Here is a 13,378-nt window from a genome sequence, read left to right on the forward strand (position 1 = left end):
CACTGGTAAAAAATGAATCGACAAGACGGTTATTTATTGTACGCCCTGGAAGAGGAGGCCTACTGATCCGGCTTTGGGAATAGACAGAAAAGGCAACCCGTCGTGGGTTGCCCTTTTCTGTCTATTCGCTTGTTAGCAGCTACTTACTTCATTGACACTCCATCCCTAACGAGTTGCACGTAGCCTTTGGTCTGCTGCTGGACGCCCTCCCGGCTCAGCCCCCCAAAGCGTACCGTGGCCTCGTAGTAGTACACCCCACCCGGCAGCGGACTCCCGCTCTGGGTGGTGCCCGGCCAGGAAACCACCGGCCCCACCGACTCATACACCCTGGCCCCCCACCGGTTGTAGACCACAAACACCACCGACTCCACAAACCGTGGACAGTTCAACGGCTGGAACACGTCGTTCTTCCCGTCCCCGTTGGGGGTGAACAGGTTAGGCACCGCAAAATAGGGGCAGATCTCCTTGCAGACCCGGTTGCTGGGCGCACTCTCGGTACCCTTGGTGTTGACCGCCGTCACGTAATAGCACCCCGCCACCGTGCTCAGGCTCTGGTGCTGGAAGCTGGTGGTGGGTGTAGCCACCGAGGCAATCTTCTGCAAACTGTCGCCCTCGTAGCGGGCATAGTAGATGTTGTAGGAGGCGATGCGGGCATCGCAGGGGCGGCCCCCCAGGCTGGTGGGGTACTGCCAGTTGAGCGTGTTGGTAAAGCTGCTCTGGGTGCAGAAGGCATCCGGGGCCAGGGCTGCGCAGTTGAGTTGGTCCAGGCTCAGGCTGGGCGGGCAGGGCCTGGTGGTGTCCGAGGGGCTGGCGCACTGGATCTGGCTGAAGTTGATCAACAGGCCGTTCGGGCTGGTCTTCGGCCGAATTGTCAGATCAGCGTATTGCCCCACCGCTTCTATCCGGTAACAGTAGCTGCTATCAGGCGAGAGTGCGCCGCTGGTCAGCCCGTCCTGGGCATAGGTGTCACCTCCCGTATCCACGAAGGTATAAGGAGCAGTTTGTACCCTGACCTCCGCAATGATGTTGAAGGGGCCAGCGGGTCCACGTCGTGAGCGGTACACCCGGTGAGTCTGGTTGTCGTTGCTCCAGGGGGTGTTGGCCGCCCAGCTCAGGTTGATGCGGTTAGGCACGGCCAGCGTCGTCAGCCGCACGCTGCTGGCCGGGTCGGTGGCATCCTGGCGCACCAGCTGCCCCGCCGCGTTGGTGATGTAGAACTCCAGCCGGTAGGTGTACCCCTGGGTCTGGGTGTCCAAGCCCCGGTCTACGAACACAGTATCAGCGATGGGTTGCAGGGCCGTGCTGATGGCCGTGATCTGGGTGAAGGTGGTGCCCGTCAGACCCGGCGAGCGGAAGAGCCGGTACTGGAAGGGGCCACCCCCATCGGCGGGGTTGAGGCCCAGGGGCCTTGTCCAGCGCACGGTGATCACGCCCCGCCCTGGGCCGGTGGCCGGACCGGTGCTATCGACGGTCACGTTGGTGAGCACCGGCGCCAGCAGGGGCAGGGCCAGACACACCTCGGTTGAGACCACGCTCTCCCCACCCACGGGCAGGGGGTACTGGGCCACGATGCGGTAGCTGTAGGAAACCCCTCGCCGTAAGCCCGTCGTATCGGTAAAAGTCGACGTGGTTAGCGGCACCAGCCCAACACGGGTGTAGCCCGACAGAATACCCGTCGTACAGGGTTGTGGCTGGCGATTATCGCAGCCCTCCTTGCGGTAGATCTGCATCTGGGCAAGCGCCTGGTCAGCCCCTCCCACGGGGCTACAACTGTAAGGGCTCCAGCTGAGCTGGATGGCCCGCCCCGAGGCGTTGCCCGCCGCCACCCCGCGGGCCGTCAGGTTCTGGGGCCGGGGGCCGATCAGCCGCACCCCGAAGCTGGCAAAGCTGGCCAGCGACACCGACCGGTTGGTGGGTACGTCGTTGGCCTTGATGGTGATCTGATAGGGCTCCTGCCGCAGCTGGGTGCAGTTGGTCTGCCAGGTAAACACGCTGGTAGCGGGCGAGGCCTGGGCCGTCCCACTGGCGGGTGTCAGACTGGCATAGGCGGGGGGGATGATCGAGGGGCTGTAGACCACATTGTCGGGCGAGCGGTTGAAGGGGCCGCCGTAGCCCAACACGATGACCCGGTTGCCGTCGGGGTCCACCACCCGGATGGTCTGGGTGACCAGCGTGCCTGCCTCGGCACAGATATCAGCGATGGGGTCGATCAGGGGGCGTTTGTTGGTGGCGTCGATGACGATCACCTGCACATCGCGGGTGATCTCCCCGATCAGCACCCCGTTGCGCCACTCCTGGATGATGAAGGCGTAGTTGTACTGGCCCGCCTCCATAGGCGCATCCCAGCACACATCCCCCGTTTTGGCGTTGACCGAGAAGGAGGCAGGAGACGTACCCGCCTCGGTGCGGCCCGGCGCAATCACATCGCTGGGCAGCTGATATTGTGGTACAGCAAACGAGCGACAGGGGGCCCCATCTCCTGAATACTGTGGAATGGAAATACGGTATGAGAGGCTATCGCCGTCGGGGTCGTAGGCCGCAGGATTGTGGCAATATTTCTGGCCAATGCGGGCCGAATCGACGGGTGGGTTGAGCAGGATTGGATTTGTGTTAAAGCCCAGGGCGGCATTGGCCGAAATAGTGGTTGTCACGAAAAAACTTACGTTCTGCGACGCACCATTCTGAATATTCCGAGTTCCATCATTCCGGTTCACGACACGGGCAGAAATCGAATAAACGCCAGGCCCTGGGTACGTATACACCACCCGATAAATGTTGATCGATGTGCCTCTGTTCAGCAGCCGGATCGGAAGCACACGCGGAACATCACGGCTGGTACCATCGCCAAAGCAGAAGAGCGCATTATCTGCGGCCTGTGCTGCTCCCGCTCCCCCTATAATATCATAATAGGCCGTGAGGGTGATTTCATACGTTATGCCGGTAGCACTCGGTATGCGCTTTGTGGTAATCTCACCAGCCCGCACATGGGTGGCCTGTACCACATTGGGCAGTAACAGGCCAATACCCAGCAACATGGCCAGTAGCCAGCCAGTATAACTCGATCTCATATATATGGGTAGTCGTTTTACTAATGAACGATTTTGACCGTCAAAAAGATATGACTCTGGAAGGGAGTTTACTGTTTTCAGTGTACTGTCTTCTGCTGCGCTGCTAACCTACCTGATGTTGGTTTAACCACGTAATAGAAGACAGTACACTGAAAACAGCAAACTCCTTACAGCGGAATATTTCCGTGTTTTTTTCGAGGGAGCGTTGCCACTTTGTTTTCCAGCATCTGAAACGCCCGCATCATCTTCTGCCGGGTTTCTTCGGGGTAGATCACCTCGTCGATGTAGCCCCGGTGCGCGGCCCGGTATGGATTGGCAAACTTTTCCGTGTATTCCTGTACCTTCTCCTGGAGTTTGGCCTGTGGGTCAGCGGCTTCAGCAATATCGCGTTTGAAAATAATCTCGGCTGCCCCACTGGCGCCCATCACGGCAATCTCTGCTGATGGCCAGGCGTAGTTCAGGTCAGCACCGATATGCTTCGAGTTCATCACATCATAAGCGCCCCCATACGCTTTACGCGTAATGACGGTTACGCGTGGCACGGTGGCTTCGCAGAAGGCATATAATAGTTTGGCGCCGTTGGTAATGATGCCGTTCCATTCCTGATCGGTGCCGGGCAAAAAGCCAGGTACGTCTTCCAGCACAAGGATAGGTACGTTGAAACAGTCGCAGAAGCGGACGAATCGGGCGGCTTTGGTGCTCGCCTGAATATCCAGTACACCCGCCAGCACGGCCGGCTGGTTACCAACCACACCAATACTGCGGCCGCCAATACGGGCAAAACCGACCACAATATTTTCGGCGAAGTTCTTGTGCACCTCCATGAACGAATCGGCATCTACCAGCGCATCAATTACTTCGCGCATGTCGTACGGCTGGTTCGGATTGTCGGGAATGATCGTGTTCAGCTCCGGCCGACTTTCGCTTTCCGGCGCTTCGTACGCCAGCCTGGGCGGCTGGTCTTCGCAGTTCTGTGGAATATAGCTCAGGAGCTGCTTCAGGCCCTGAATACAGGCCAGTTCAGTAGCGCTCGAAAAGTGCGTCACGCCCGATTTGGTGCTGTGTGTGCTGGCGCCACCCAGTTCCTCGGCCGTTACCTCTTCGTGGGTCACGGTTTTCACCACGTTGGGGCCCGTCACGAACATATAGCTCGTGTTTTCAACCATGAAAATAAAATCGGTGATGGCCGGGCTGTACACGGCACCACCCGCACAGGGGCCCATAATGGCCGACAACTGCGGAATGACACCCGAAGCGCGCGTGTTTCGGTAGAAGATATCGGCGTAACCGGCCAGCGACAGCACCCCTTCCTGAATCCGGGCCCCGCCTGAGTCATTAAGCCCGATGACCGGTGCCCCATTTTGCATGGCCAGGTCCATCAGCTTGCAGATCTTCTCGGCATGGGTTTCAGAAAGCGCCCCGCCAAAAACCGTGAAATCCTGTGCAAAGACATAAACCAGCCGACCGCTGACCGTCCCGTAACCCGTTACTACCCCGTCGCCCAGGTAATATTCTTTATCTAAACCAAAGTCTTTGGTCCGGTGCATCACGAACTTCCCAATCTCTTCAAAAGACCCTTCATCCACCAGAAGTGCAATGCGTTCGCGGGCGGTCAGTTTTCCTTTGGCGTGCTGGGCGTCGATCCGTTTCTGGCCTCCGCCTAGTAGCGCTTCGGCATTTTTCCGGTCAAGGGTGTCCGTGTTTTTGGGCTTGGTTACTGAATTCATGTACGCGGCTTCGGTAAAGTATGTCGTGAAAGCAAAAGTAGAGTAGAAGCATAACAAAAAATAGACTCCCCCAGCCTGATTCAGGTATTGGTAACGTACCTGAATCAGGCCCTGTTTGCTGGTAGCCGGGAAACAGGGCGCTATTTTACCGATTCAATCAGGTAAGGTAACCGGGTCGCTGTCTTTATTTAGTGTGTTCACAATTTGATCTCAACAACACGGATTCATGAGTCAGACTAACCAACCTAACGACGCGTCGCGCCGGAAGTTTTTACAAACCGGCGCTTTAGCCGCTGGTTCGTTCTTCATTGTACCCCGCCACGTACTGGGGAAAGGCTTCATTGCTCCTTCCGATAAACTCAACATTGCCAGCGTAGGCTTCGGCGGCAAGGGAGCCAGCGACCTCAACAATTCATACAATAACGGAGTCAACAACGTGGTGGCCCTCTGCGACGTAGACTGGGGCCTGCAACGGGTGAAAGAGAATTTCACCAAGTTTCCAAACGCCAGGCGGTACAAGGATTTTCGTGAAATGCTCGATAAGGAAGGCAAAACCATCGACGCCGTAACGGTATCGACCGCCGACCATACGCACGCCGTGGTAGCCATGGCTGCCATGCAGCGCGGAAAGCACGTATATGTGCAGAAGCCCCTGACCCACAACATCCATGAAGCCCGGATGCTGACCGAAGCCGCCCGGAAATATAAGGTCGTCACGCAGATGGGCAACCAGGGCTCGTCGAACCCGCAGCAGAAGGAAATGGTCGACTGGTTTGATCAAGGGCTGGTTGGCAACGTGCATACGGTTTATCTCTGGACCAACCGCCCCGTGTGGCCACAGGGCATTCCGGTACCGCAGGCAGCGTCTGAAACCCCCGTTGATCTTGACTGGGATCTCTGGCTCGGGCCAGCGCAGAAGGTAGGCTACACGCCTGCCTACCACCCCTTCAAGTGGCGGGGCTGGTGGAACTTCGGTGCCGGCGCCCTGGGTGATATCGGCTGCCACATCATGGACGTGCCCTTCCGGGTGCTGGGCCTGGGTTACCCCACACAGGTAGAAAGCAGCATTGGTTCGGTATTCCTGAAAGACTGGACTCCTGAATACATTCCGGAAGGCTGCCCACCCTCATCGCACGTCGAGCTGCAATTCCCCCAGTCGAGCAAGAACAAGTCGGCGGTGAAGATGGTCTGGCTCGATGGTGGTCTCCGTCCGTTCCGGCCAGAGATGCTGCCAGCCGGTGAACCTTTCCCTGAAAACGGGGAGAACGGCGTGTTCCTGATTGGCGATAAAGGCATGATTGCCTGCGGTATGTACGGCGACAATCCGAAACTATACACCAAAAGCGGTGATAAGCGGGAAGCGGCTCCTAAACCAAAAGCAGGCACCGCAGGTACGGTATCGCTCGCCGAAAATGGCCATCAGGTGTTCTGGACAGAGGCCTGTAAAGCGGGATTCAATAGCAAAGAGCATAAAGCACTCACCTCGTCGTTCGACTTTGCCGGTCCGCTGACCGAGTCAGTGCTGATGGGTAACCTGGCTATTCGCAGCTACACACTCCGGGTGCCTAAGGCCGACGGTAAAAGCTTTACGTACCCCGGCCGCAAGCAATTGACCTGGGATGGCAAAAACATGAAAATCACCAATTTCGACGAAGCCAATCAGTTTGTCTCACGCGACTACCGCGAGGGCTGGAAGCTGGTGTAAGGTCGTTCGTTTCAAGCTTCATGTTTCAGGTGTCAAGTAGCGCTGCCGACTTAATAATGCTTACTTTTAGCAGCGCCACTTGACACTACTTATTTCTTTCTCTCCGCCCCTATGCGCCTTCTGATTCTGTTGCTCGTTTTCGCTTTCGTTCTTTCATCATTCGCTAACGCCCAAAAGGTTTTTGCGCATAATGACTACGAAAAGCCGCGACCATTGACGAAGGCGATTGAAGCCCGGGCCGATTTTATTGAAGCCGATATTTATTTGCGCAACGGACAGTTGGTGGTTGCCCATCTGCCGAAGGAAGCCGATACAGCTACCCGCACCTTGGAAAGCCTGTACATAAAACCAATTATTGCGCTTTTCGAAAAGAATCAGGGGCGCATCAGCACCGACCGGAAATACGCGCCTTCGCTGGTTCTCGACGTAAAAGATAAAGTGGACGATGTGTTGCCTAAACTGTTGCCATTGCTCGAAAACAACCTGGCTGCGTTCAGCCGGTCAGTTTCGCCGATGGCCGTTCGGATCGTCATCACCGGCAATCGCCCCCGCCCCGAATTTTATTTGGATCAGCCAACGTACCTGTTCTTCGACGGGAGGCCCAGTGAACTCTATGACGACGAAACAGCCAAACGCGTGGCGCTGATCTCCGATAATTTCCGGTCATATGCCCGCTGGGACGGCACCGGCGACGTACCTGACGACGACAAGGCGAAGCTGAAGCGCATCATCAAACGCGCACACGACACGGGTTGCCCCATCCGCTTCTGGAACGCCCCCGACACCCCCGACGCCTGGAAGAAACTCTATAAACTCGGCATCGACATCATAAACACCGATAAAGTAGCCGAGTGCACCCAAGTAATGAAGTAGCTATAGCGAATAGGCCACAGAGATATTCGAGAGCGTAGTTGCCCTAACACCCAACCTAAGTGTATTGCTCGTCACATCAGGAAGAAAAGGCAGCCATTGATAAGTCCCATTTACCGAAATCAACTCAGTCTGTACTATAAATCTATTCCCCACCATACAGGCCAGGCCAGTACTAGCTGATAATCCCGCATACCGGAGAAATTCATTGGATACCACATTCTCGTACCCATAATGGCCACCCAGTTCTACATACGGACGCAATCTGGACGTGCCCAGATAAGAACGAACAAACGGGCTAAACGTAAGTAAGTAAGTTGTTGCACTAGCCGTGTTGTATGTTGAGCTGTTTCGATAAACGCTTAAATCAACACCAATGCCTACAAGCAGGTTATCTTTCACAAACCTTCCTGCTGACAGGCTAGCTTCAACTCTTGCCTGTAGGGCCCGGTCTGCCTGATTGCCAGTTGGGTCGACCGTATTACTTGTTCCATTTATACTTGCTGAAGTTCCGAGCAGCCAGCGGCCTTGGTTCGTTTGCGCTGTAACAAAGTTATCAGCAGCGAGAGTTGGCCCCGAACGGCTTCTACCTCCCAATATAGCAACGCCAAAATTGGCAGTCCCAACGCCCACAGGAAATCCATTGCCTGTAATCGACGCCTCAACGCCAATTCGTTCGGTCAACGCATACAGACCACCCACCTGGAAAGTAGGCGCAATCTCCCAAGAAATAGTCCTACTCCTATTTAATGATGGCTGACCATTCATTAAGCTACTGCTTAGCTGTTCGGACCGATCGGTTGCCAATCCTCCACCGACATAGACGCTCAGGCGCTCTACTACCGGCCAGTACCGACGAATATATACACCTGCTGATGAGTTGATAGTTTCGTTCGTTGCAGTGCGAAAGGAGGATGGCGTATTCAGGCTATTTTCCTGGCCATTCCAATCATATCTTCCAGCCAGACTTGCTCCTAGGAGCCAATTATCACGAATGAATTTACCTCTGTTAAGGCGCAGTTCTGTAAACGTGTACTTGTTCGTATACAGTACAGATCTGGTCGGGTCCTGGCCAGCTGTCTTAGTATTATCTATCGATAGGCCAACAGTTCCCGACGTGATAGTCTGTCCTTTCTGCGTTTGCGCAAAGGCCGGTAAGGTCAGTGCGCCTAATAGCGTGAGTGTAAAAAGCTTTTTCATAACGAGTAAGTTTAGTTGCGATTTAATGCAACTAAACTTACTCGTTATCTAACAAACTACGAATCAATGTATGTTAATTCTAGTATAAGTCACAAAAAGACGTAGGTCATCGTCAGCGACGGGCGTAATGACAGACTTATCTCGGTATTAGTACGGGCGTCGCCTGTTTGTTGGTCGTTGCTCCAGTCGTGGCCTACGCCACCCAGTTCGCCTTCAACGATAAAGCGCGTACCCAGCAGGTAGGCCAGTCCGCCACTGATTCGCCAGCTATACGCTGCTGCTCGTGATTGCAAGGCACCATCGCCGGAGACTTGCTCATCACGCCAGCCAACACGACCCGCTACGAAGGGCCCGAATTGGGTTTTCGACAGGTATTTCTTGGCAAATGGCTCTATGCCAATCGACTTGGTCAATACAATTCCTTTCTGTGAATCCGTCGATGAGCGATTAAATTCATTCGTCAATTCCTGTTGCCTGATCGGTATCGCTATGCCAACCACCCAGCGTTTACCGGGTATGTAGCCAATCGATGGGCTCACCACCACTTGCCTGGTTATCTGTCGCTGTACCGTAGTCAACTTATCGCCGCCAGAAATGAGTTCCTGTGTATTTGTGCCCAGTTCAAACGTCCCTCCAACTACCCAATTGCCGGTCAGGAGTTGAGCGGGTGTCTGCCTCGAGGTCACTACCGACCGTTTCTTCTTCACGTCGGTCAATACTACCAGACCTAGATTCAGGTTGGAAAATGCCACTGGAAAAAGGGCCGATCTGGCACTCAATTCTAATCCCCACCGGGTATTGATGGCATAGAGTACTCCCGCCTGAAACTCCGGGGTTAGCCGCCATTGCGTTGATTCCTGTTCCGATATGCTTTGTTGCGTATTGGTTGTCAGCAGCCGATTACGGCCGTAGGATACAGCCAGCCCACCACCAACGTACCCATGAAGCGCCTCCTTCCCCCAGAAGCGACGAATAAACGGTGTAGCGCCAAAGGTAGTTTGCCGGGAATCGCTCACAGCGTCGAAGTTGAATCCTTGCCGGGTTATATCTTGTATGCGCGTCAGCCGTAAGTCGGCGCCTATCAGTACATTATCTTGTAGAAATGTACCTTGTGTCAGCGAGATGGTGAGCGTAGACAACTTATCACTATTCTGAAAAAGGTCGGTACGCCCCGTTTGCCACCCAACATTACCTGATAGCCAGCCCACACCTTTCTCGGTCTGTGCCCGTGCAGATGGGCTGAACATGACCTGACTTACCACCAACAACGGCAAGGCAATTCGTACCGAGTTTCTCATAGTTCAATTCGTTGGGTAAATAAACAGCGTATTTCAACAACGAAAAACCCCGGACAGTGATACACCATCCGGGGTTTTGTTTATGAAACGGGAAGCCGATTATTCCGTTACGGCTTCAGGCTTTTTCACTGAAATAGTCAGCAATTCACCCTCGCCACTGTAGTCGGCCAGAATCACGTCGCCTTCTTTCAGCTCACCTTTCAGAATTTCTTCTGCCACGGGATCTTCCAGATAGCGCTGGATGGCACGGCTCAACGGACGGGCGCCATACTGCGGGTCGTAGCCTTTCTCGGCCAGGAAGTCTTTCGCCTTCTCGGTGAGTTCAACATTATAACCCAGGTTCAGCACGCGGCCCAGCAGCTTGCCAAGCATCAGGTCAATGATGTGGTGAATGTCTTCACGTTGCAGTGAATTGAACACGATCACATCATCAAGGCGGTTCAGGAACTCAGGCGAGAACGCTTTCCGAAGGGCCGACTGAATAGTCGATTTCATCAATTCGTCCTGATTCTCTGCGCTACGCTTCGAGGCGAACCCAATACCGGCTCCAAAATCTTTCAGGTCACGTACCCCGATGTTTGAGGTCATGATGATGATCGTATTCCGGAAGTCAACACGGCGACCCAAACCATCGGTCAGGATACCATCGTCGAGCACCTGCAACAGGATGTTGAACACATCCGGGTGGGCTTTCTCGATCTCGTCAAGCAATACGACCGAGTACGGCTTCCGACGAATCTTTTCGGTCAGCTGACCACCTTCCTCGTACCCTACGTAGCCCGGAGGGGCACCAACCAGCCGCGATACGCTGAATTTCTCCATATACTCCGACATGTCGATACGAACCAGCGCATCGTCTTTGTCGAACAAGTACGTTGCCAGCACCTTCGCCAGTTCGGTCTTCCCTACACCCGTCGGGCCCAGGAAAATAAACGAACCGATTGGTTTCTTGGGATCCTTCAGTCCAACGCGGGTACGTTGAATGGCTTTCACGAGCTTGTCGATGGCCGACTGCTGCCCGATCACTTTGCCTTTCAGTTCGTCGCCCATCCTGACGAGTTTCTTACCCTCGTCGTTGGACACGCTCGTTACGGGGATACCGGTCATCATGGCCACTACTTCGGCCACATTCTCTTCGGTTACCGTATACCGGCGCTTCTTGGTATCTTCTTCCCAGGCCTGTTTGGCACGGTCCAGCTGATCGATCAGGCGCTTCTCTTTATCACGGAGTTGAGCGGCCTCCTCGTACTTCTGGCTCTTCACCACCTGGTTCTTCTCCTTTTTGATATTCTCGATCGACTCTTCGAGCTTCAGAATATCTTCGGGAACAGTGATGTTACTGATGTGTACACGAGCACCCACCTCATCCAGTACGTCGATGGCTTTGTCGGGCAGGAAGCGGTCAGAGATATAACGCTCCGACAGTTTTACCGACGCTTCGATCGCCTCTGGCGTATAGTTCACGTGGTGGTGATCTTCGTACTTATCCTTGATATTATTCAGGATCTCGATGGTTTCGTCAATCGACGTGGCATCGACCATGACCATCTGGAAACGACGGGCCAGGGCGCCATCTTTTTCGATGTACTGCCGGTACTCGTCGAGTGTGGTGGCCCCGATGCATTGAATGTCGCCGCGAGCCAGGGCTGGCTTGAACATGTTCGAGGCATCGAGTGAGCCTGAGGCGCCCCCCGCACCCACGATCGTGTGCAACTCATCGATGAACAGGATCACTTCGGGCGATTTTTCCAGCTCGTTCATGACGGCCTTCATCCGCTCTTCGAACTGACCACGGTACTTGGTACCAGCCACCAGCGAGGCCAGATCGAGCGTAACGACACGCTTGCCGAACAGCACCCGCGATACCTTTTTCTGAACGATCCGCAACGCAAGACCTTCGGCGATGGCTGTTTTACCAACACCAGGCTCACCGATCAGGATCGGGTTATTCTTCTTACGGCGGCTCAGAATCTGGGCCACGCGTTCAATTTCTTTCTCACGACCAACAATCGGGTCGAGCTTACCCACCTCGGCGAGTTTGGTTAAATCCCGGCCAAAGTTATCGAGTACAGGCGTACGCGACTTTTCTGAACCTTTGTCTTTACCCTGCCCGGTGCCGCTACCACTGCCGCCGAACATGCCGCGTGAGGCATCATCATCGTCGTCGGTATCATGCGCCATATTGGGCTGAGTTCCGGTTGATTGATATTCCAGCATCTCCTTGATAACTTCGTAGTTGACGTTGAATTTGTGCAGAATCTGCGTGGCAACGTTGTCTTCGTCGCGCAGAATCGACAGTAACAAATGTTCTGTGCCGATCAGCGGGCTCTTGAAAATCTTCGCTTCTAAGTACGTAATCTTCAGGGTTTTCTCCGACTGACGGGTCAGGGGGATATTGGCCAGATTTTTAACGTTGTTGGTTGCGGTTCCTTTCGTGGCTTGTTCGATGGTGATGCGCAGTTCGTCGAGTGAGATCGACAGTTTTTTGAGCAGCCCCACCGCTACGCCTTCGCCCTCGCGAATCATGCCCAGCAGCAAGTGTTCGGTGCCGATGTAATCGTGACCGAGCCGCAAAGCCTCTTCCCGGCTGAGGGAGATGACTTCTTTTACGCGGTTTGAGAATTTTGCTTCCATTCGCTTGGGGTTCCTAATCGTATTAGCGTCTTACTGAAATAACGTATTTTATTTTGGGTTTGTTCGCCGGGAGTAAGGCATGAAAGACGATTTACGCGCTAACGCTTTTCATTCATTGTTTCGCCGGCAAACAGCAAATCCAATACACTCAGGTTTGGTACAAATTCAGCACCAAAGTTTTGGTGGTAGTCCGATATTGGACCAAACAGTCCAATTTCGACAAACTGACCTGGCTCAATAGCCGAACGGGCGTCAAATACGCCGGTTGGTGGCGTCTTTTCGTACCATTCTGTCAGGTTAACCGGGGTACTCAGTCGAAGCCACTTCCGACAGAATGTCAGCAATGACCAGTTTAAATCGAATAAAAAGGGATGATGCTGGTGGAAAATCTCCTCTAATTCCGGCATCAGATACTCAAAATACGGCGATTTAGCGTAAGCCGATTTAAGGCAGCGCGTATGTCGGTCGATCCAGTTTTGGCCGTAATCGATTCGTACTTCCCTGATCAGTTGTCGACGTGAGCTATGACTAACGGGCACTGTCAAACAGTCGATTTTATTGCTGGTCAGTACGTAACAACGGTTACGGTAACTTTGCTTCTGGTAGTTTTCGTGCGCCTCAATCAGCACCTTATCGGCAAGGGCCATTCCACGCATAACATCGAGGCAAGGCAGGTAGTGCAGGTCTATGAGTAAGGTATATGGTGGGGGTATCAAGTGGTTTGGAATGGTTCGATTTACCAACTAACGAAAAAATTGGATTCACTCCAGTAGTGCAGCTGATTTTTAATTCAAAACTTACAGTCTATTGTACATTTTCACGATTTAACAGTACTGTTTCCAGGAATTACTTCCTCTTTTTTCATCGTAGTTTTGT

General features: G+C 54.0%; 8 protein-coding genes. 2 read left to right on the forward strand and 6 right to left on the reverse strand.

All coding sequences use genetic code 11. From position 1 onward, the window contains the following. Positions 1-143: 143 nt before the first annotated feature. Together ACAW75_RS11420 and ACAW75_RS11425 are read right to left on the reverse strand one after the other, a co-directional pair. Positions 144-3,068, reverse strand: coding sequence for a T9SS type B sorting domain-containing protein (locus tag ACAW75_RS11420; protein ID WP_370728844.1), 2,925 nt, complete (start codon positions 3,066-3,068; stop codon positions 144-146). A gap of 167 nt (positions 3,069-3,235) precedes the next feature. Then, on the reverse strand, positions 3,236-4,795 hold the full coding sequence (locus ACAW75_RS11425) for an acyl-CoA carboxylase subunit beta (RefSeq protein WP_370728845.1): 1,560 nt from the start codon (positions 4,793-4,795) through the stop codon (positions 3,236-3,238). Between the two features lie 226 nt (positions 4,796-5,021). Between ACAW75_RS11425 and ACAW75_RS11430 the strand changes: the two genes are divergently transcribed. Together ACAW75_RS11430 and ACAW75_RS11435 are read left to right on the forward strand one after the other, a co-directional pair. After that, positions 5,022-6,500 (forward strand): Gfo/Idh/MocA family protein, encoded by a 1,479-nt coding sequence (locus ACAW75_RS11430; RefSeq protein WP_370728846.1) that lies wholly within the window; start codon positions 5,022-5,024, stop codon positions 6,498-6,500. A gap of 111 nt (positions 6,501-6,611) precedes the next feature. After that, on the forward strand, positions 6,612-7,373 hold the full coding sequence (locus tag ACAW75_RS11435) for a PI-PLC domain-containing protein (RefSeq protein WP_370728847.1): 762 nt from the start codon (positions 6,612-6,614) through the stop codon (positions 7,371-7,373). Here ACAW75_RS11435 and ACAW75_RS11440 read toward each other — a convergent pair whose 3' ends face one another. The 4 genes from ACAW75_RS11440 to ACAW75_RS11455 all read right to left on the reverse strand — a co-directional run bounded on the left by ACAW75_RS11440 (position 7,374) and on the right by ACAW75_RS11455 (position 13,218). Continuing rightward, entirely contained in the window at positions 7,374-8,570 is a 1,197-nt protein-coding gene (locus ACAW75_RS11440; protein WP_370728848.1) for an outer membrane beta-barrel protein, read from the reverse strand. It abuts the gene before it with no gap. A gap of 89 nt (positions 8,571-8,659) precedes the next feature. Continuing rightward, positions 8,660-9,868, reverse strand: coding sequence for a hypothetical protein (locus ACAW75_RS11445; RefSeq protein ID WP_370728849.1), 1,209 nt, complete (start codon positions 9,866-9,868; stop codon positions 8,660-8,662). A 99-nt stretch (positions 9,869-9,967) separates the two neighbouring features. Next, on the reverse strand, positions 9,968-12,502 hold the full coding sequence (locus ACAW75_RS11450; protein WP_370728850.1) for an ATP-dependent Clp protease ATP-binding subunit: 2,535 nt from the start codon (positions 12,500-12,502) through the stop codon (positions 9,968-9,970). A 98-nt stretch (positions 12,503-12,600) separates the two neighbouring features. Next, positions 12,601-13,218, reverse strand: a complete 618-nt coding sequence (locus tag ACAW75_RS11455) for a WbqC family protein (RefSeq protein WP_370728851.1) — start codon at positions 13,216-13,218, stop codon at positions 12,601-12,603. Between the last annotated feature and the right edge of the window lie 160 nt (positions 13,219-13,378).

This window comes from Fibrella arboris (assembly GCF_041321095.1).
GTDB classification, from domain to species: Bacteria; Bacteroidota; Bacteroidia; order Cytophagales; family Spirosomataceae; genus Fibrella; species Fibrella arboris.

Excerpts from the sequence above, each read along its gene's own strand:
- ACAW75_RS11420 (WP_370728844.1), bottom strand. The coding sequence starts at position 3,068 with ATGAGATCGAGTTATACTGGCTGGCTACTGGCCATGTTGCTGGGTATT.
- ACAW75_RS11425 (WP_370728845.1), bottom strand. The coding sequence starts at position 4,795 with ATGAATTCAGTAACCAAGCCCAAAAACACGGACACCCTTGACCGGAAA.
- ACAW75_RS11430 (WP_370728846.1), top strand. The coding sequence starts at position 5,022 with ATGAGTCAGACTAACCAACCTAACGACGCGTCGCGCCGGAAGTTTTTA.
- ACAW75_RS11435 (WP_370728847.1), top strand. The coding sequence starts at position 6,612 with ATGCGCCTTCTGATTCTGTTGCTCGTTTTCGCTTTCGTTCTTTCATCA.
- ACAW75_RS11440 (WP_370728848.1), bottom strand. The coding sequence starts at position 8,570 with ATGAAAAAGCTTTTTACACTCACGCTATTAGGCGCACTGACCTTACCG.
- ACAW75_RS11445 (WP_370728849.1), bottom strand. The coding sequence starts at position 9,868 with ATGAGAAACTCGGTACGAATTGCCTTGCCGTTGTTGGTGGTAAGTCAG.
- ACAW75_RS11450 (WP_370728850.1), bottom strand. The coding sequence starts at position 12,502 with ATGGAAGCAAAATTCTCAAACCGCGTAAAAGAAGTCATCTCCCTCAGC.